Here is a 17,765-nt window from a genome sequence, read left to right on the forward strand (position 1 = left end):
TGCCCTGCGTCGAGTGGATGAGCATTCTACTCAGAAACGCTTTGGTGTCAATCACTTCTTCGAGAAGCGTGTCGTTCGGAGCATACTGACCACCGCATCCGAGCCGACCTGAAACACCAAAACAATCAATGACTTGCTCTTCCCGCTGCGGGTTAACCCCGGTCAGCGAGGGCGTACTTTATAGACCCACTCGCCACTTGGCAAGCGCTTTCGCCAAGTTTTCGAGCTGAAGGGGCAATCTCACCGCCTTGAAAGCAGCAGACGCCCCGGAATGCGGGGCGTCTCGAGCATGGAGAATCAATGGAGACTGGAGCAGTTAGCGCTCTTCTTGCCTACGAACGTTACGCACCAGCGCCATGATCGGGCCTGAAAGGGCATAGCCGCTGAACAGTAGCAGCAGTACCACGGAAGGCTGCAGGGAGATGACGACGAAAGCGAGCACGATGGCCAGCAGCGCGACGAAGGGCACTGGGCTGCGGAAATCGATCTCCTTGAAGCTGTAGTAACGAATGTTGCTGACCATCAGGATGCCCATCACCGCCACGATCAGCGCCATCAATAGATCGAAGGCGAAGGCGTCGATTTCGAAGCTATCGAACGCCCATACGCAGCTGGCCACCATGGCTGCTGCCGAAGGGCTCGGCAGGCCGATGAACCATTTCTTGTCGACGCTGCCGATCTGGACGTTGAAACGCGCCAGACGCAGCGCAGCACCGGCGACGAAGATGAACGCACAGATCCAGCCGAACTTGCCGAGCGACTGCAGCGACCAGCTGAAGGCCACCACCGCCGGCGCGACACCGAAGGAGAGCATATCGGAAAGGCTGTCGTACTCGGCCCCGAAGGCGCTTTGGGTATTGGTCATCCGCGCCACCCTGCCATCGAACCCATCGAGCACCATGGAAACGAAGATCGCGATCGCAGCGGTGGAAAAATCGTTGTTGAGCGCGGAAACGACAGCGAAGAACCCGGCGAACAGTGCGGAGGTGGTGAACAGGTTGGGCAGCAGATAGATCCCCTTGCGGCGCACCGTCTTGCCATCCTGCACGACCTCCTCGACGACCTCGGTGTCCTCGCGGAAATCACGAAAAGGATCGCTCGGCTTGCAGCGATTCGGCGCATCCTCTGACTGTGCTTCCGGCCTGGATGCATCAGTACGCTCATTGGGGTCATGCGACATGAAAACTGTTCCTTTAAATCACGCCCGCCTCGCTCGATGAGGAAGCGGGAAGCGGTTCATCGCACCAGGCGACGAACCAGAATAACCAGCATGCAGGATATCCATACCTTGATGAGACGTCACGCATGGGCAGGCGTGCCCGCGAATCCGATGGTCACGGCCCGCCTTGAGAGATCCGGCCAGGCATGACAGGGCGACGCGCCGAGCGCGGATCAGCAGCGTGCGGCTCCCGCGCCGGGCCGAGGACCAAAGAAGAACGGTCGCAGCCGGACCCCTACGGCATTACCGAAGAAAGCAGCGATCAACCACACCCAGCCGTGCAGGCTGCCGGAGGCGATGCCGCTGAAGTAGGCGCCGATGTTGCAACCATAGGCGAGACGCGCCCCATAGCCGAGCAGCAGGCCACCCACCACCGCGGCGACCAGCGAGCGCGCGGGAATCCGCAGGCTCGGCGCGAACCGCCCGGCCAGCGAAGCCGCCAGCATCGCGCCGATGATGATGCCGACATCCATCACCGTAGTGATGTCATACCAAACACTCTGGGACAGCGCTCGAGCGTTGTTGGGCATCTGCCAATAGGCCCACGCACTCGGATCGATACCCAACCACTGCGCACCCTTGGCACCCCATAGTGCAAAGGCGCTGGTGATGCCCCAGGGGCGCCCGGAAAGTGCGAGAGTGATGAAGTTGAGCACTGCCAGCGCCAGCGCACCGAACAGCAGCGGCCAGGGACCGCGCAGCCATCGAGAGCCCCCATGGCGAGGAACCTCGGGCTCCTTCTCGAGCGAACCATGCCGACGCCTTTCAAGCACCACGGTAAGCAGCGCGATCAGCGCGAAGAGCGCCAGGCTCGAACCGATCCCGCCGACCGGACCCAGGGTGTCGACCAAGGTGACCGGCGCGAAGTGCGGGAGTGCCGCCCACCGGTCGAAATGGATCGTCGCCAGCAGCGAGCCAATGATGAAGAAGGCAAGCGTCACCAGCATCCTCGCATTGCCTCCCCCCACGGTGAACAGCGTCCCGGACGCACAGCCGCCACCGAGCTGCATGCCGATACCGAAGATGAACGCCCCGAAGACCACCGACACGCCTATCGGCGCCAGCAGCCCGGTGACCGGCTGGCCGAACAGAGTGCCAGACGCGAGCACGGGGAAGAACAGGACCACCGCGAGAGACAGCATTGCCATTTGGGCACGCAGGCCTCGGCCGCGCCGTTCGGTGATGAATACCCGCCAGGCGGAAGTGAATCCGAACGCGGCGTGATAGAGCACCAGCCCGAGCGCACCACCGACGATGAGCAGCGCCCCCTGGGCCGGCCCCACCTGCTCGCCAAGCCAGAGCGCCCCGACGATCAACAGCGCGACGGTCGCCATGACCAAAGGCCGCAGCGGAGGACGGGTGATGGAATCAGCGATCGATGTACTCATGGCTCAATGTTCCTGCGAGAACTGGCTAGCTGTCGATAAAGACTAGCGCTAACGGTGGGGGGGAATCTCAGACGAAGCGTCCGAGTCCCACGGCGTTGCGCAGACGGTCAACGAACGGTGCCGCCTGTGCACGGGCGCGATCAGCGCCTTTGCGCAGGACCGCTTCGATGTGCGCCGGGTCCTCGAGCAGTGCCTGATAGGTCTCACGGGGAGCCCGCAGCTGTTCGTTGAGGGTCTCGAACACGATGTTCTTGGCCTCGCCCCAGCCGATGCCTTCAGCATAGCGCTGGCGCATCGCATCGCTCGCGTCGCGGTCGACGAAAGCGCTGTAGATCTGGAACAGGGTGCAGCCGTCGGGATCCTTGGGCTCCCCAGGCTCGAGCGAGTTGGTCTTGATCTTGCGCACCAGCTTCAAAAGCTGCTTTTCGGTGCTGAACAGCGCGATGGTGTTGTCATAGCTTTTCGACATCTTGCGCCCGTCGAGCCCGTTGAGCACCTGCACCCGCTCATCGACCTGCGCCTCTGGCAAGGTGAAGAAATCGCCCTTGTAGATGTGGTTGAAGCGTCCCGCGATGTCGCGCGCCATTTCGATATGCTGGATCTGGTCACGACCGACCGGCACGCGATTGGCGTTGAACAGCAAAATGTCGGCGGCCATCAGCACCGGGTAGCTGAACAGCCCCATGGTGATGCCGCGATCAGGATCCGGACTGCCAGAGCTCTCGTTGTCGGCGACGGCGGCCTTGTAAGCATGTGCGCGGTTCATCAGTCCCTTGGCGCAAACGCAGGTCAAAAGCCAGGTCAGCTCATTGACCTCAGGGACGTCGGACTGCCGATAGAAGATCGCATTGTCCGTATCCAACCCGAGCGCGAGCCAGGTCGCGGCGATCTCGAGCCGCGAGCGCTGGACCCGGGCCGGATCCTGGGCTTTGATCAGCGCGTGCAGATCGGCGAGGAAGTAATAGGACTGGACGCCTGGATCCTGGCTTGCCTCGATCGCCGGGCGGATGGCGCCGACATAATTGCCGAGATGGGGCGTGCCTGTGGTGGTGATGCCGGTGAGAACGCGGGTCTTGGTCATTGGAGAACGCTGTCGCTTACCCAAGTCTGGACGAGTTTCGAACCGCCAGCCGGAAAGGCCGGCGGAGACTCATGCCAGTGTACTACAGCTGTACCGGCGGATCGCCTCGAGCCCGAAGGCGCCACCCAGGCATAGGCCGAGCCTGTTCCCAGGCCGACTCACCGGCCGCGCTACGGAAAGACTCAGTCGCGGAAGACGCGCACGCCCAGCGCCTTGAGATAAGCGGTCTCGGGGATCGCCGGATGCACGGGATGGTCCGGCCCTTGGCGGCCATCGAAGAGAATCTGCGCATGGCGATCCTGATGGCGAGCAGCGCCCCGCACCAGGTCGACCAACCGCTCGGGCGCCAGATGCATCGAGCAGGAGGCCGAGACCAGCAGGCCATCACGCCCAAGCAGGCGCATCGCCTCGCGGTTGAGCCGTCCATAGGCGCGCTCCCCGTTGGGAATGTCCTTGCGCTTACGGATGAAGGCGGGAGGGTCGAGCACCACGATGTCGAACTGCTCGCCGGCAGCCTTGAGCGCAGCCAGCGCTTCGAAGGCGTCGGACTCGAGCGTCGAGACCCGCTCGGCGACACCGTTCAGCTCGGCATTGCCGGCGACCGCCTCGAGCGCTCGGGCGGAGCTGTCCACACAGACCACTTGTGAGGCGCCGTACGCTGCGGCCTGTACGCCCCAGCCACCGACGTAGCTGAACACATCGAGCACCCGCTGCCCTTCGACCAGACCGTTGAGCCAGGCGCGATTGGCGCGGTGATCATAGAACCAGCCGGTCTTCTGCCCTTCGACGGCCGAAGCCCGGAAGCGTACGCCGTTCTCCTCGAGCTCGATCTCTCCATCGAACTCGCCCTTGACCACTTCCACGCCCTGCTCGAGCTGCTCGAGACGGCGACCGCTCGAGTCGTTGCGCAGCACGATGACTCGGGGCTTGAGCACTTTTTCGAGTGCATCGACGATCTCGTCTCGCAGCCGATCCATGCCCAGGGTATTGAGCTGCACCACCAGGACATCGCCGAAACGGTCGATCACCAGGCCCGGCAACAGGTCGCCCTCGCCATGTATCAGCCGGTAGAAAGGCTTGTCGAACAGGCGCTGGCGCAGCCCGAGCGCCTGCTTGAAGCGGTGGACCAGCAGCGAGCGATCGAGCCGCAGAGAGGGGTCGCGTGATACCACTCGCGCACAGATGAGCGAATTGGGATTGACGTAGGCGACACCGATCGCGCGTCCGTTGGCCTCTTCGACCAGGGCCTGGGCACCGGCTTCGAAACCTTTCAACGGCGTCACCGCGATATCGATTTCGTTGGAGTAGAGCCACAGGTGACCGGCTTTCAGGCGGCGATCGGCATTTTTCTTCAAGCGCAGGCGTTGAGTCACGACAAGGAATTCCTGAAAAAGGAGAGCGATGGTTCAGCGCTGGCAGGTCGCGCAGAACACGCTGGCCCGCTGCCCCAGGGTCACCTGGAGCAGCGGGGCCGCACAGCGGCGACAAGGCTCGCCAGCGCGACCGTAGACGTTGAGTCTTTGAGCGAAGTAGCCCGGTTCACCCTGGCCGCTGACGAAATCGCGCAGTGTGGTACCACCCTGCTCGATCGCCGCGGCGAGCACCTGCTTGATCGCAGCGCAGAGCAAGCGGTAGCGCTCGAGCGAGATACGGCCCGCCGCGCGGCGCGGGTCGATGCCGGCGATGAACAGCGCCTCGGCGGCATAGATATTGCCGACGCCGACCACCACCGCGTTGTCCATGATGAAGGTCTTCACCGCCGCACGCTTGCCTCTCGACAGCCGGTGGAGGCGATCTCCATCGAAGTCGTCGGAGAGCGGCTCTGGACCGAGGCGAATCAGGCGGCGATCGGTCAAGGGGTCGCCGGTGATGAAATCGAGCGCGCCGAAGCGGCGAGGATCATGGTAGCGCAGCAGCCAGCCCGAACTCATCCGCAGCTCGATGTGATCGTGCCGCTTGGGTGCGTCCTGGCCTTGCGTCAGGCGCAAGCTGCCGGACATACCCAAATGCCAAAGCAAGTGCCCTCCAGCGACCGGAAGCAGCAGGTACTTCGCCCGGCGCAGGATCGTTCCCACCCGCTCACCGACGATCCGCTCGGCGAGGTCCGCGGGTACCGGCGAGCGCAGGCGCGACTCGCGCACCGTCACTTCCTCGATACGCTCGTTCTCGACGAAGGGAGCGATTCCGCGCCTGGTAGTTTCGACTTCGGGCAGTTCGGGCATGGGGCTCTTTGCTCCCGGTGAACGACCAGATACGAAGAACCCGGCGCTGGGCCGGGTTCCGCGTCACCGACGAAAGCCAAGCGAGCGCCTTGCGGCGCCGAGCTCAGGCTCGCGATCCGAAGGACCGCAGCGGCTTACTTGATCTTCGCTTCGCGGTAGATCACGTGCTTGCGCACGACCGGGTCGAACTTCTTGAATTCCAACTTGTCAGGCGTATTACGCTTGTTCTTGTTGGTGGTGTAGAAGTGACCGGTACCTGCAGAGGAGACCAGCTTGATCTTGTCACGCATGATGATGCTCTCCGGCTCTCAACGAGCTTGATGAACGTGGACGAGACTCGGCCCGGCGGGCGCTGATGCCATTATAGGGCCGCCTAATGCGACCCAATGGCAGGATCAGACGCGCTCGCCGCGGGCACGCAGCTCGCTGAGGACCTGCTCGATGCCTTTCTTGTCGATGATGCGCATTCCCTTGGAGGATACGCGCAGCTTGACGAAGCGTTTCTCGCCTTCGACCCAGAAGCGATGGGTGTGCAGGTTCGGAACGAACCGGCGACGCGTCTTGCGCTGGGAGTGTGAAACGTTGTTACCCGTCACCGGACGCTTGCCGGTGACCTGACATACCTGGGACATGCGTGCCTCCAACCGTTAGCCTGGCCGATCGAACTCGTGGGTGACGGGTCCAACCAGAAATCGTCTGTTCGAAGCGAACCCGCAACGGCCCGGTCGAGCAATCTCGATCGATCGCTTTCGCGAAGCCTCGTCACGGACGTATCTACGGGGATACTCGACCACTAACGCAAACACTAAGGGGCGGTGATCGTCGCGACGCACGGGAAGATTCGAATACCAAATTGACCTTGATGATGCCATGGGAACCAATGCGTCGATGAACGCCGAGAGGAACTCACTACGGGCACCTTAGATATCAAAGGCCGCATTTTATAGCAGAACGCAGGCCAAGCGGCAACCCTGGGATGTCACAACCAGCCACGCTCCGCGAACGAGGTCATCTCCCCATCCCCGATGACGAAGTGGTCCAGCACCCGCACATCGACCAAGCCAAGCGCTTCGCACAGCCGGCGGGTGATGCGCCGGTCCGCCTCGCTCGGCTCAGACACGCCGGACGGGTGGTTATGGGCGAAGATGACCGCACCGGCACCCAGCGCCAGGGTTCGCTTGACCACCTCGCGAGGATAGACCGCGGCGGCATCGAGCGTACCGCTGAACAGCCGCTCGAAACGCAGCATCCTATGCTGGTTGTCGAGAAACATCGCCGCGAATACCTCATGATCGAAATCACGCATCTGCGCGTGCAGGAACTGACGCACAGCGCTTGGCGAATCGAAAGCGCTCGAACGCATCAGCTGCGCTTCATAGTGCCGCCTGGCGAGCTCCAGCGCAGCCTGGAGCGTCACGTAGGCCGCCTCGCCCAAGCCATGGCCGGCACAGAAGCGAGCGCGATCGGCGTCCAGCAGCGGCCTCAGGCCATCGAACTCGATCAGACGATCGCGGGCGAGATCCACCGCGGAGCGCCCGGCGACGCCGACCCGCAGGAAGATGGCCAACAGCTCCGCATCCGATAGCGCCGCACACCCGTGGCGGAGAAGTTTTTCCCGGGGCCGTTCGGCCAGCGGCCACTGCTTGATGCTCATCTGCATTTCCCCCGGTGCGACTCGATACCCCTTCATCGGCATCGCCACGGGGCGTTTGACCCCTGGGCCGCTCCCATAGATGACGCGCAGGCGCGACAAGCCGACAGGCTGATATACTCCGGCGGACGCGCGTCAAATGATCCCTGCGTTCATCCAGGTAGAACGCTCCATCACGAAACGAAGGAAGCTGAGACATGGTCAAGCTGGTACTCGTCCGTCACGGCGAAAGCGAGTGGAACAAGGCCAACCTGTTCACTGGTTGGGTCGATGTCGACCTCTCGGAACAGGGCGTCGAAGAAGCCAAACGCGCCGGTCGCCGGCTCAAGGCGGCGGGGCTTAGTTTCGACATCGCCTATACCTCGGTGCTCAAGCGGGCGATCAAGACGCTCCACTATGCCCTCGAAGAACTCGATCAGCTGTGGATCGAGGAGCATAAGTCGTGGCGGCTCAACGAGCGCCACTATGGCGGCCTCTCAGGACTCGACAAGAAAGAGACGGCGGAGAAATACGGTGCCGAGCAGGTGCATATCTGGCGCCGCAGCTATGATGAGCTGCCTCCCCTGCTCGACCGCGAAAGCCCTTATCATCCGGCCAACGATCCGCGCTACAAAGACCTCGATCCACGCTCGCTGCCGTCCGGTGAGAACCTCAAGGTGACCCTGGAACGGGTGATCCCCTTCTGGCAGGATCGCATCGCCCCAGAGCTTCGCGAAGGCCGCACCGTGCTGGTCGCCGCCCACGGCAACAGCCTGCGGGCGCTGGTGAAGTATCTCGAGTCGATCAGCGACGAAGAGATCATGAACCTCAACATCCCCACCGGCGTGCCATTGGTCTACGAGCTCAGTGACGACCTCGCGGTGGAGAAAAAGTACTACCTCGAGCGCGACTGAGCAGCCCGACGTCGTGCTCTACCCTGGCCCTGGGAGATAAAGATGTTCGCCTCTCACCGCACCGGCACCCTGCTCGGCACTCGCATCCTGCTCGGCGTCAGCGGCGGCATCGCCGCCTACAAGAGCGCGGTGCTCGCGCGCCTGCTGAAAAAAGCAGGCGCCGAGGTGAGGGTGGTGATGACCGAAGGCGCCCAAGCTTTCATCAAGCCGCTGACCTTCCAGGCGCTTACCGGGGAACCGGTGGGAACGTCGCTGCTGGACCCGGAGGCCGAGGCGGGCATGGGGCATATCGAGCTCGCTCGCTGGGCCGAACTGATCCTGATCGCACCTGCCAGCGCCAATCTCATCGCCCGGCTCTCGAGGGGACATGCCGATGACCTGCTCACCACGCTGTGCCTGGGGAGCGGCGCCGAGCGCATGCTTGCGCCGGCGATGAACCAGCAGATGTGGGCCCATCCCGCGGTGCAGGAGAACGTCGACAGGCTCAAGACCCAAGGCTGGGGGATCCTCGGCCCGGACGCGGGCGAGCAGGCCTGCGGCGACATCGGTAGCGGACGGATGATGGAGCCGGAAGCGATCATCGATACGCTCCAGGCCTCGCCGGGCCAGCGTCCGGCGCAGGGTCTCGAGATCGTCATCACCGCCGGCCCGACGCGGGAAGCCATCGACCCGGTTCGCTACCTGACCAACCACAGCTCGGGCAAGATGGGCTACGCCCTCGCCGCCGCCGCCCAAGCGCTCGGCGCCACCGTCACGCTGATCAGCGGGCCGGTGCGGCTGGCCACCCCGCCCGGCGTGGCGCGAGTCGATGTCGACAGCGCAGAGCAGATGCTCGATGCCGCCGAACGTGCAGCCGCGACGGCGGACATTTTCATCGCTGCCGCGGCGGTGGCGGACTACCGACCGGCCACTGCCGCGGAGCAGAAGATCAAGAAAGGCAGTGAAGACGAGCTGGTCCTGCGCCTGATCAAGAACCCAGACGTCGTCGCCACCATAGCGGCACGCGAGAACGCCCCCTTCACCGTAGGATTCGCCGCGGAGACCGAGGCGCTCGAGCGCCACGCGCTCGACAAACTCGAGCGCAAACGCCTGATGATGATCGTTGCCAACCAGGTCGGCGGCGGCCTCGGCTTCGACCGCGACGACAACGCCGCGACGCTTTACTGGCGCGAACCCAAGCAGCAGATACGCAGCGAGCGCTTCGAGGCCCAGCCCAAGCGCGCGCTGGCCGAGAAACTGATCCTGCGGATCGTCGCTCACTATCGCAGCGCGACAAGCGCCTGAACCCATACCCAGAACCAGGAGAGCACTTCGATGCCACGCATTGAAGTCAGGATTCTCGATCCTCGACTCAAGGACCACCCCCTGCCCCACTACGCCACCGCTGGCAGCGCCGGCATGGACCTGCGCGCCCTGCTCGATGCCCCGCTGACGCTGGCGCCCGGGGAGTGCGAACTGGTGCGCACCGGGCTTGCCCTGCACATCAAGGACCCGGCCTACGCGGGCCTGGTACTGCCACGCTCGGGCCTGGGCCACAAGCGCGGCATCGTGCTCGGCAACCTGGTCGGGCTGATCGATGCCGATTATCAAGGCGAACTGATGATTTCGGTATGGAACCGTGGCCAGGAAACGGTCACCATCGAACCCTTCGAGCGCATTGCCCAGTACGTACTGGTGCCGGTGCTCAAGGCCGAGCTCGAAGTGGTCGAATCGTTCGAGACCAGCACCCGCGGAGAGGGTGGTTTCGGCCATTCCGGTCGCCACTGACGAAGGCCAGGACACAAGAGATCATCGCAATGTACCAACAAGGACATGACCCGGCCTCGGTGGTGGAGATACTCTCCGAGGCGCTGCCCTACATCCAGCGCTATGCCGGCAAGACCATCGTGGTCAAGTACGGCGGCAACGCCATGACCGACGACACCCTGGTCGACTCATTCGCCCGAGACATCGTGCTGATGAAGACCGTCGGGCTCAATCCGGTGGTAGTGCACGGCGGCGGGCCGCAGATCGGCATCCTGCTTGAGCGGCTGGGCATCGAGTCGCGCTTCGTCGACGGCTTGCGCGTCACCGACGCCGCCACCATGGACGTGGTCGAAATGGTCCTCGGCGGCCAGGTCAACAAGAGCATCGTCAACCAGATCAATCTCGCCGGCGGCAAGGCGATCGGCCTGACCGGCAAGGACAATGCCCAGATTCGCGCCCGCCGGCTGAAGATCGAGCGTCGCTCTCCCGAGCTGAGCGCGCCGGAGATCATCGACATTGGCCATGTCGGCGAGATCACCAGGATCTCGACCGACCTGATCGAGATGCTCACCCAGGCGGACTACATCCCGGTGATCGCACCGATCGGCGTCGATGACCAAGGAAACTCCTACAACATCAACGCCGACGTGGTCGCCGGCCGCATCGCCGAGGCGCTCGGCGCCGAGCGACTGATGCTGCTGACCAACGTCGCTGGGCTGCTCGACGCCGATGGCAAGGTGATGACCGGGTTGACCGTCGAGGACGTCGACCGCTTGATCGAGGAGGGTGTGATCTACGGCGGTATGCTGCCGAAGATCCGCTGCGCACTCGACGCGGTGAAAGGTGGCGTCGACAGCGCGGTGATCGTCGATGGACGCGTGCCTCATGCGACCCTGCTCGAGATCTTCACCAATGCAGGCGCGGGAACCCTGATCAGTGCTACGCCGCGAAGCTGAGCACATCCACGAAGCGACCATAACGAATCGACGCCATGACGCAGGAAACCCAAGCGCCCTCCCGCCGCGAGCAGATTCTACAGACGCTCGCGGAGATGCTCGAGCAGGAGAACGGTGGACGGATCACCACTGCGGCACTCGCCCGTCAGGTCGGCGTCTCCGAGGCAGCTCTCTATCGCCACTTCCCCAGCAAGGCCAAGATGTTCGAAGCCTTGATCGGCTTCATCGAGCAGTCGGTGTTCGAGCGCATCCAGGCGATCATCGAAGGCACCAGGCGCGACCAGGCCCCGGCGAGCGAATGCATACGCCTGATCCTCACCCTGGTACTCACCTTCGCCGCGCGCAATCCCGGCCTCTGCCGACTGCTCAATGGAGAGATCCTCAGTGGCGACGTCGCCCGCCTTCGCCCACGCATGGCGCAGTTCTTCGAGCGGCTCGAGACCCAGCTCAAGCAGGTGCTGCGTGAGGCCGAGATCCAGCAGGGGCTGCGCCTGCCGAGTACGGTGACGACCTACGCCAACCTGCTGTTGAGCGTGATCGAGGGGCGCATCGGCCAATACGTGCGCAGCGGCTTCCGCCGTGCGCCCACCGAGCTATGGGAAGACCAGTGGCAGCTGCTGTCGGCCCCTCTCACCGGCCTCGCTCACTCCCGCCCGTGACAGCCACTGGACGGGCGTGAGAAAAAGCCCCGGCGCCTTTGAACTGCCCCCCAATAGTTGGACGGTTGGTTCTCTCAGCCGGTGGCCATGGCCTGAGTCCTGTACTGTACGGGGCTCAGGCCTTTTAGTTTCATTTTGATCCGCTCGTGATTGTAGTAATCGATGTAACGATCGAGACCTCGCTGCAACTTCTCAACATTATCGAACGGCTCAGGTGAAAGTATTCGGCCTTCAGGGTACCAAGGAAGCTCTCCATCGCGGCATTGTCCAGGCAGTTGCCCTGGCGTGACATGCTTTGGGTCAGCGCCTGTCTGCCGCAAAACGGCGGTGAAGCTACGGTAGCCATAGCATGCACGTTCTCAGATCCACACATCATTCTGGGCCGTCCGCTCTCCCGTCCAGTCGCCCGTGTTCAACACGCCGCGCGGCTCGATCAGCATCAGTTTGACTTCATGCTCAGCATAGGGCTTGTGCTCGACCCCTTTGGGAACGACATACAGCTCGCCTTGCCGCAGCAAGACGTTGCCATCGCGGAAGTCAATGCGCAGCTCGCCCTCAAGCACAAGGAAGGCTTCGTCGGTATCTGCGTGAGTGTGCCAAACGAAGTGGCCTTCCAGGCGAACGATCTTGAATTGGTAGTCGTTCATTTCAGCGACGACCTTGGGCGTCCATTGCTCGCTGAAAAGCGCGAACTTCTGCGCAAAGTTGATGCCGTGTTGGCGGCCTGTGCCGGGTGTCGGTGTCATGCTGAAATCCTGATGAAAGCCAGAAGTCAGCATGTTAGAAAAGCACCGCCTGCGGGTCTTGCACGATCGTGCAGGTCGCTGCCATGAACCTACCGGGGCCGCTTGATCCGTTTCAGCCATCGCGCCGGAGGAACGCCATAGGCCGAGGTGAACTGGCGCGCCATATGGCTCTGGTCGAAGAAACCAGACCTCAGCGCCGATTCGGCGATGGTCAGGCCCGACAGCATCAGCCGCCGGGAGAAATCGAGGCGGCGCATCGTCAGATAACGATAGGGACTGGTGCCGTAGAGCGACCGGAAATCCCGGCATAGCTGCCAGCGATCCAAGCCACTGGTTTCTGCCAGCGTATCCAGCGTGATGATTTGATCCAGCGCGTCATGGATATAGGCCCGAGCACGTTCCACTGCGATGAAATCGGGATGACGCCGGATACGGCGCTGCCCGGCAACGGCGACCAAGGCATGCGCCAGGTCGTGCAGCGCATCTTCTTCTTCCATCGGGTCGATGCCCGCATCCATGCCTTGCAGCAAGGGCGCCAGTGCGGCCTGGAGCCGTGGATCGCTGGACAGACCGCCCTCGATGAAGGGGAGCGGCTTGCCGCCGAGAATCTGTTGGATCAAGGAAGGCTCGATGTACGCCATCCGGTAATGAAAGCCGACCTCGGTGCCCGCCTCGCCATCATGGAGTTCATCTGGATGCAACACCAGGATGGTTCCGGGCAGGCTATGGCGCTGGGCGCGGCGATACTGGAAGCTCTGCACGCCCGCCAGGGTGAGGCCAATGGCATAGGTGTCGTGTCGATGCGGGGCGTAACCGTACCCGCCGAAATAGGCTTCGATGCGCTCGATCTTTCCCGGTCGGGTGGCGTGCTGAACCCAATCGTAAGGTGTTGTTGTTTTAGCCATCCTGTTTTTCCACATAGAAACGCGGCCTGACAAGGAATCGGCACACAGGTTCGCAATCCTACTTCCCTACGAGGAATTGCAGGTAGAAAAACTGAAGCATCGAATGACACCTGGTTCGGTCGTGTCGGCGTTTTCGCCGCCGGGCTTTCGGGCTGCGCCCCGCCGCAACGAACTGCCCCCGAAGGTTGGATCGGGTGTCCAACCTTCGGGGGCAGTTCATCTTGCGGCGCCGGGGCTTTTCTTCACAGCGAGGTTCGAAAGCGGCTCAGGCGAGTTCGCGCGAATCCTCGCCCATCATCGTACGAAGTTTCTTCATCGCGCTCTTTTCGAGCTGACGGATCCGCTCGGCCGAAACGCCGTAGATATCGGCGAGTTCATGCAAGGTGGCTTTCTGATCGCCCAGCCAGCGCTGCTGGAGAATGTCGCGGGAGCGCTCATCGAGGCGGCTGAGCGCCATCGCGAGCCGCCGCGAGGCATCCTCTTCGGAGTCCGCGACCTCGAGCTGTGTCGCCGGGTCGAAACGGTCGTCTTCGAGGTAGTTGGCCGGGGCCAGATAGCTCTGCTCGTCGTCGTCGCCCGGGCCCGCATCGAAGCCGGCATCGTTGGAGGCGAGACGCCCCTCCATTTCACGCACCACCTGCGGCTTGACGTCGAGATCCTTGGCGATCGCCTCGACCTCGTCGGTGTTGAGCCAGGCAAGCCGTTTCTTGGCGCTGCGCAGGTTGAAGAACAGCTTGCGCTGCGCCTTGGTGGTAGCGACCTTGACGATGCGCCAGTTGCGCAGCACGAATTCGTGGATCTCGGCTTTGATCCAATGGACCGCGAAGGATACCAGGCGCACCCCTTGGGTCGGATCGAAGCGCTTGACCGCCTTCATCAGGCCGACGTTACCTTCCTGGATCAGGTCGGCCTGGGGCAGGCCATAGCCCGAGTAGCTGCGCGCGATGTGGACCACGAAGCGCAGGTGGGACATGACCAGCCGGCGGGCGGAGTCGAGATCGCCGTGCTCGCGCAGGCGCGTTGCAAGCGCCTGCTCTTCCTCTACCGAGAGGACGGGAATGTTGTTGACGGTCTGGATGTAACCGTTGAGATCATGGCCCGGAGAGAGATGACCGATGGCCTGAAGACTATTACCCATGTTTGGCTGTCTCCTTGCGACTTGGCCGGATGAACTGGCCGAATAAAAGAGCGTAACCCTATGACACGTGGATGAAGACGACTCGATCGTGGCTGCTCTGGAAGCCACCGAGTTGGACCATCGAAGCTGTCCTGAGTTCCCCGGGTCAGCGCGGACGAATCTCGGCGAGATGCCGACCTACCGCCACCCAGGCGCCAATCAAGCTCAATAGTATACTACACGCCACCATCAGCAGCGAACCGCCACCCCCGAGCGAGGGCAAAGCGTAGTCACTGCCATAGCTACGCGCCAGCGCACCAATCGGCGCGGAGAGCCAGCCACGCCCCAGGGTCAGCAGCACTACCGCGAGCACGCCGCCGCCCAGCCCGAACCAAGCCCCGCTGTAGAGGAATGGCCTTCTCACGAAGGCCCGGGTCGCGCCGATCAGCGTCACTACCTCGATCTCCTTGCGCCGATTCTCCACCGCGAGCCTGATGGTGTTGCCGACCACCAGCAGCACACCGAAACCGAACAGCACCGCCAGGCCCAAGGTCAGGCGCTGGCCCAGCGCGCCCAGCTCGCGCAGGCGCTCGAGCCAAGCGAGGTCGAGACGCGCCTCGTCGACGCCTTCGAGCCTCCCCAAGCGCTCGGCCAGTCGCTCGGCCTCCGCGGGATCACGCTCGAGCGGCGTGACCAAGAGCGTCGCCGGCAGCGGGTTGGCGTCGAGCAGCGACAGCGTATCGCCTACGCCAAGAGCCTGCTGGAACTCCTGGAGCCCCTGTTCGGCGGTGATCACCTCGACCTCGGACACGCCCGGCTCGCCCCGTACCCGCTCGGCCAGCCCGATGACCTGCTCGCTGCTGCTACCGGGGGAGAGATAGAGGGTCATTCGCGCACTGTCGTCGAAACTATGATCGAGCGCACGCACGCTGCCGAGTCCGAGCCAGAGCATCGCCGGCAGAACCAGGGCGATCGCGATCGCGAGCATGGTGAACAGCGAGGAGAAAGGCTGGCGCACGAGCCGCCGCCCGCTGTCCAGCGCGACCTGGCGGTGGTGGCGCAGCCAGGCCTGATAGCGGCTGTCGAGGGATATCCGCTGGGCGCGCGCGCCCTTGCGCGGACGCGGCTCGCGCGCAGCCGCCTTCGGCGTAGGTTTCATGCAGCCTCCTCATCGGCGATCAGGCGGCCTTCGCGCAGCCGCAGGATGCGGTGGCGAAGACGAGCGATCAGCGCCAGGTCGTGGCTCGCCAGCAGCACCGTGGTGCCGATCCGATTGAAATCCTCGAAAAGCCGCATGATGTCGGCAGAGAGCTGGGGGTCGAGGTTACCGGTCGGCTCGTCGGCGAGCAGCAGCGCGGGCTTGTTGACCACCGCCCTGGCGATGCCGACACGCTGCTGCTCGCCGCCGGAAAGCTCGATCGGCAGCGCCCGCTCGCGATGCAGCAGCCCTACCTTGTCGAGCGCCGCGCGCACCCGGCGCGCGGCATCCAAGGGCGGCACCCCCTGGATCAGCAGCGGCAGAGCGACGTTGTCGAACACGCTGCGATCGAACAACAGCTGGTGGTCCTGGAATACCACGCCGATCTGGCGTCGGTAGAACGGCACCTGCCCAGCGCTGAGCGAGGCCAGGTCACGCCCAGCGACCAGCACCCGCCCCCGGCTCGGTCGCTCGAGGCAAGTAAGCAGCTTGAGCACCGAACTCTTGCCCGCCCCGGAGTGGCCGGTGAGGAACACCATCTCGCCGCGCTCGATCGAGAAATTGAGATCGGCGATCGCCTCGAAGCGACCGCCATAGCGCTTGCCCACGTGCTCGAAGGTGATCATCGCCATCGGCTAGCTGCTCCGCTGATCGAACAGGGCATCGACGAACGGCTTGGCCTCGAATGGGCGCAGGTCGTCGAGGGTCTCCCCGACGCCGATGAAACGAATCGGGATCTCGAGCTGCTTGGCCAGGGCGAAGATCACCCCGCCCTTCGCCGTGCCATCGAGTTTGGTAAGCGCAATGCCGGTGATCGGCACCGCGTCGCCGAAGGTCTGCGCCTGGCTGATCGCGTTCTGCCCGGTACCGGCATCGACCACCAGCAGCACCTCGTGGGGCGCATCGGCGTCCAGCTTGGCCATCACCCGGCGGACCTTCTTCAGCTCTTCCATCAGGTGGCTCTTGTTGTGCAGCCGTCCTGCGGTATCGGCGATGAGGATGTCGGTACCGCGCGAACGCGCCGCCGACAGCGCATCGAAAATCACCGAGGCGCTGTCCGCACCGGTATGCTGGGCGATCACCGGCACCTTGTTGCGCTCGCCCCAGACCTGGAGCTGCTCGACCGCGGCGGCGCGGAAGGTATCCCCAGCCGCGAGCATCACCGAGCGCCCCTCGCGCTGGAAGCGGCGGGCGAGCTTGCCGATGGTAGTGGTCTTGCCGACGCCGTTGACCCCGACCACCAGGATCACGAACGGCCCCTGGCCCTTCGGCGGCAAGGGCATCGGCCGCTCCACCGGGAGCAACATGGCGGCGAGCTCTTCCTGCAGCGCGCGATAGAGCGCCTGGGCGCTGGAAAGCTCGCGCCGGGACACGCGCTCGGTCAGCCGGTCGATGATCACCGTCGTCGCCTCGACCCCGACGTCCGCCATCAGCAGTTGGGTCTCGAGATCCTCGATCAGCTCATCGTCGATCTCTTTCTCACCGAGAAACAGAGTAGCGATGCCGCCGGTCAGGTTGCTGCGGGTCTTGCTCAGCCCCTGGCGGATCCGCGAGAACCAGCCGCGGGATTCCTCCGACTCGACCGGCTCGTCGTCCAGCGCCTCCTGCGGCGGCGCGGCGAGCACCTCGCGGCCGGCGATCAAGGGGGGCTCATCGCTCGCTGGCGTCTCGCTCACCTGCCCGTCGGGCGCACCATCGCGCTGTGGCGGCTGCCCGGCAGTCGCGACTTGCTTCGTATCCGGCACATCGGCAGGCGGCGGCGAAGGTTCGCCCTCGGCGAGGTCATCGTGCCCTACCGACTCAGGCTCGGCGAGCGGGGGGATTTCGGCCGACGGCAACCCCTCGCCTTCTTTCGGCTCGGCGGTCTGCGGCGATTGGGAAGGCTCCGACTGCTGCGAGGAGCGCTCGTCTTGCTGCTTATTGCGTTTGAAAAAACCGAACATGGGAAATCATCATGCCTGTAAAGGAGATGGGCCGAATCACC

General features: G+C 63.7%; 19 protein-coding genes and 1 pseudogene. 5 read left to right on the top strand and 15 right to left on the bottom strand.

The annotated features are described in order from the left end of the window. Window positions 1–316 precede the first annotated feature (316 nt). The 8 genes from pssA to radC form a co-directional block, all read right to left on the bottom strand. Window positions 317–1,180 (bottom strand): CDP-diacylglycerol--serine O-phosphatidyltransferase, encoded by an 864-nt coding sequence (pssA, locus tag Q376_RS0108670; protein WP_027349986.1) that lies wholly within the window; start codon window positions 1,178–1,180, stop codon window positions 317–319. Window positions 1,181–1,392: 212 nt separating this feature from the next. Beyond that, on the bottom strand, window positions 1,393–2,607 hold the full coding sequence (locus tag Q376_RS0108675; RefSeq protein WP_027349987.1) for a YeeE/YedE family protein: 1,215 nt from the start codon (window positions 2,605–2,607) through the stop codon (window positions 1,393–1,395). Window positions 2,608–2,674: 67 nt separating this feature from the next. Next, the gene (gene trpS / locus Q376_RS0108680; RefSeq protein WP_027349988.1) at window positions 2,675–3,688 is read right to left on the bottom strand and encodes a tryptophan--tRNA ligase; all 1,014 of its coding nucleotides are present in this window, start codon (window positions 3,686–3,688) and stop codon (window positions 2,675–2,677) included. A gap of 182 nt (window positions 3,689–3,870) precedes the next feature. Then, window positions 3,871–5,061: a class I SAM-dependent rRNA methyltransferase gene (locus Q376_RS0108685; RefSeq protein ID WP_027349989.1), complete on the bottom strand. Its 1,191-nt coding sequence runs from the start codon at window positions 5,059–5,061 to the stop codon at window positions 3,871–3,873. 33 nt (window positions 5,062–5,094) lie between these two features. After that, a complete protein-coding gene (gene mutM / locus Q376_RS0108690) occupies window positions 5,095–5,910 on the bottom strand; it encodes a bifunctional DNA-formamidopyrimidine glycosylase/DNA-(apurinic or apyrimidinic site) lyase (protein ID WP_027349990.1) in 816 nt (271 codons plus the stop codon). 134 nt (window positions 5,911–6,044) lie between these two features. After that, window positions 6,045–6,200, bottom strand: coding sequence for a 50S ribosomal protein L33 (rpmG, locus tag Q376_RS0108695; RefSeq protein WP_027349991.1), 156 nt, complete (start codon window positions 6,198–6,200; stop codon window positions 6,045–6,047). Window positions 6,201–6,305: 105 nt separating this feature from the next. Continuing rightward, a complete protein-coding gene (rpmB, locus tag Q376_RS0108700) occupies window positions 6,306–6,542 on the bottom strand; it encodes a 50S ribosomal protein L28 (protein ID WP_027349992.1) in 237 nt (78 codons plus the stop codon). A gap of 347 nt (window positions 6,543–6,889) precedes the next feature. Beyond that, window positions 6,890–7,564 (bottom strand): RadC family protein, encoded by a 675-nt coding sequence (gene radC / locus Q376_RS0108705; protein WP_027349993.1) that lies wholly within the window; start codon window positions 7,562–7,564, stop codon window positions 6,890–6,892. A gap of 194 nt (window positions 7,565–7,758) precedes the next feature. Between radC and gpmA the strand changes: the two genes are divergently transcribed. Genes gpmA through slmA form a run of 5 tightly spaced genes read left to right on the top strand, consistent with a single transcriptional unit; the run spans window position 7,759 to window position 11,815 of the window. Then, window positions 7,759–8,454, top strand: coding sequence for a 2,3-diphosphoglycerate-dependent phosphoglycerate mutase (gene gpmA, locus Q376_RS0108710; protein WP_027349994.1), 696 nt, complete (start codon window positions 7,759–7,761; stop codon window positions 8,452–8,454). 42 nt (window positions 8,455–8,496) lie between these two features. Further along, complete coding sequence (gene coaBC / locus Q376_RS0108715) at window positions 8,497–9,738, top strand: bifunctional phosphopantothenoylcysteine decarboxylase/phosphopantothenate--cysteine ligase CoaBC (RefSeq protein WP_043446985.1); 1,242 nt, start codon at window positions 8,497–8,499, stop codon at window positions 9,736–9,738. A gap of 30 nt (window positions 9,739–9,768) precedes the next feature. After that, window positions 9,769–10,221, top strand: coding sequence for a dUTP diphosphatase (gene dut, locus Q376_RS0108720; protein WP_027349996.1), 453 nt, complete (start codon window positions 9,769–9,771; stop codon window positions 10,219–10,221). A 29-nt stretch (window positions 10,222–10,250) separates the two neighbouring features. Continuing rightward, the gene (gene argB / locus Q376_RS0108725) at window positions 10,251–11,156 is read left to right on the top strand and encodes an acetylglutamate kinase (protein ID WP_027349997.1); all 906 of its coding nucleotides are present in this window, start codon (window positions 10,251–10,253) and stop codon (window positions 11,154–11,156) included. Between the two features lie 35 nt (window positions 11,157–11,191). Further along, complete coding sequence (gene slmA / locus Q376_RS0108730) at window positions 11,192–11,815, top strand: nucleoid occlusion factor SlmA (protein ID WP_027349998.1); 624 nt, start codon at window positions 11,192–11,194, stop codon at window positions 11,813–11,815. Between the two features lie 74 nt (window positions 11,816–11,889). On the opposite strand, the pseudogene Q376_RS24270 reads toward slmA, so the two are convergent. From Q376_RS24270 to ftsY, 7 genes and pseudogenes are all read right to left on the bottom strand, one after another. Next, a pseudogene (locus Q376_RS24270) lies at window positions 11,890–12,128 on the bottom strand (transposase); the annotation flags it as partial. 46 nt (window positions 12,129–12,174) lie between these two features. Beyond that, window positions 12,175–12,561 (bottom strand): cupin domain-containing protein, encoded by a 387-nt coding sequence (locus tag Q376_RS0108735; RefSeq protein WP_052365087.1) that lies wholly within the window; start codon window positions 12,559–12,561, stop codon window positions 12,175–12,177. A gap of 89 nt (window positions 12,562–12,650) precedes the next feature. Then, window positions 12,651–13,466, bottom strand: a complete 816-nt coding sequence (locus Q376_RS0108740) for an AraC family transcriptional regulator (RefSeq protein ID WP_027350000.1) — start codon at window positions 13,464–13,466, stop codon at window positions 12,651–12,653. Between the two features lie 265 nt (window positions 13,467–13,731). Then, on the bottom strand, window positions 13,732–14,604 hold the full coding sequence (rpoH, locus tag Q376_RS0108745) for an RNA polymerase sigma factor RpoH (protein ID WP_027350001.1): 873 nt from the start codon (window positions 14,602–14,604) through the stop codon (window positions 13,732–13,734). A gap of 145 nt (window positions 14,605–14,749) precedes the next feature. Continuing rightward, window positions 14,750–15,742 (bottom strand): permease-like cell division protein FtsX, encoded by a 993-nt coding sequence (gene ftsX, locus Q376_RS0108750; RefSeq protein WP_027350002.1) that lies wholly within the window; start codon window positions 15,740–15,742, stop codon window positions 14,750–14,752. Continuing rightward, the gene (ftsE, locus tag Q376_RS0108755) at window positions 15,739–16,407 is read right to left on the bottom strand and encodes a cell division ATP-binding protein FtsE (protein WP_027350003.1); all 669 of its coding nucleotides are present in this window, start codon (window positions 16,405–16,407) and stop codon (window positions 15,739–15,741) included. Before ftsE ends, ftsX begins: the two co-directional genes overlap by 4 nt. A gap of 9 nt (window positions 16,408–16,416) precedes the next feature. Beyond that, the gene (gene ftsY / locus Q376_RS0108760) at window positions 16,417–17,724 is read right to left on the bottom strand and encodes a signal recognition particle-docking protein FtsY (RefSeq protein ID WP_027350004.1); all 1,308 of its coding nucleotides are present in this window, start codon (window positions 17,722–17,724) and stop codon (window positions 16,417–16,419) included. Window positions 17,725–17,765 lie beyond the last annotated feature (41 nt).

Origin of the sequence: Halotalea alkalilenta DSM 17697, from assembly GCF_000621205.1 — a bacterium.
GTDB lineage: Bacteria > Pseudomonadota > Gammaproteobacteria > Pseudomonadales > Halomonadaceae > Halotalea > Halotalea alkalilenta.

What these genes read in the sequence shown, in the direction of transcription:
- pssA (WP_027349986.1), bottom strand. Translation starts at nt 1,180, where the DNA reads ATGTCGCATGACCCCAATGAGCGTACTGATGCATCCAGGCCGGAAGCA.
- Q376_RS0108675 (WP_027349987.1), bottom strand. Translation starts at nt 2,607, where the DNA reads ATGAGTACATCGATCGCTGATTCCATCACCCGTCCTCCGCTGCGGCCT.
- trpS (WP_027349988.1), bottom strand. Translation starts at nt 3,688, where the DNA reads ATGACCAAGACCCGCGTTCTCACCGGCATCACCACCACAGGCACGCCC.
- mutM (WP_027349990.1), bottom strand. Translation starts at nt 5,910, where the DNA reads ATGCCCGAACTGCCCGAAGTCGAAACTACCAGGCGCGGAATCGCTCCC.
- rpmG (WP_027349991.1), bottom strand. Translation starts at nt 6,200, where the DNA reads ATGCGTGACAAGATCAAGCTGGTCTCCTCTGCAGGTACCGGTCACTTC.
- rpmB (WP_027349992.1), bottom strand. Translation starts at nt 6,542, where the DNA reads ATGTCCCAGGTATGTCAGGTCACCGGCAAGCGTCCGGTGACGGGTAAC.
- radC (WP_027349993.1), bottom strand. Translation starts at nt 7,564, where the DNA reads ATGAGCATCAAGCAGTGGCCGCTGGCCGAACGGCCCCGGGAAAAACTT.
- gpmA (WP_027349994.1), top strand. Translation starts at nt 7,759, where the DNA reads ATGGTCAAGCTGGTACTCGTCCGTCACGGCGAAAGCGAGTGGAACAAG.
- coaBC (WP_043446985.1), top strand. Translation starts at nt 8,497, where the DNA reads ATGTTCGCCTCTCACCGCACCGGCACCCTGCTCGGCACTCGCATCCTG.
- dut (WP_027349996.1), top strand. Translation starts at nt 9,769, where the DNA reads ATGCCACGCATTGAAGTCAGGATTCTCGATCCTCGACTCAAGGACCAC.
- argB (WP_027349997.1), top strand. Translation starts at nt 10,251, where the DNA reads ATGTACCAACAAGGACATGACCCGGCCTCGGTGGTGGAGATACTCTCC.
- slmA (WP_027349998.1), top strand. Translation starts at nt 11,192, where the DNA reads ATGACGCAGGAAACCCAAGCGCCCTCCCGCCGCGAGCAGATTCTACAG.
- Q376_RS0108735 (WP_052365087.1), bottom strand. Translation starts at nt 12,561, where the DNA reads ATGACACCGACACCCGGCACAGGCCGCCAACACGGCATCAACTTTGCG.
- Q376_RS0108740 (WP_027350000.1), bottom strand. Translation starts at nt 13,466, where the DNA reads ATGGCTAAAACAACAACACCTTACGATTGGGTTCAGCACGCCACCCGA.
- rpoH (WP_027350001.1), bottom strand. Translation starts at nt 14,604, where the DNA reads ATGGGTAATAGTCTTCAGGCCATCGGTCATCTCTCTCCGGGCCATGAT.
- ftsX (WP_027350002.1), bottom strand. Translation starts at nt 15,742, where the DNA reads ATGAAACCTACGCCGAAGGCGGCTGCGCGCGAGCCGCGTCCGCGCAAG.
- ftsE (WP_027350003.1), bottom strand. Translation starts at nt 16,407, where the DNA reads ATGATCACCTTCGAGCACGTGGGCAAGCGCTATGGCGGTCGCTTCGAG.
- ftsY (WP_027350004.1), bottom strand. Translation starts at nt 17,724, where the DNA reads ATGTTCGGTTTTTTCAAACGCAATAAGCAGCAAGACGAGCGCTCCTCG.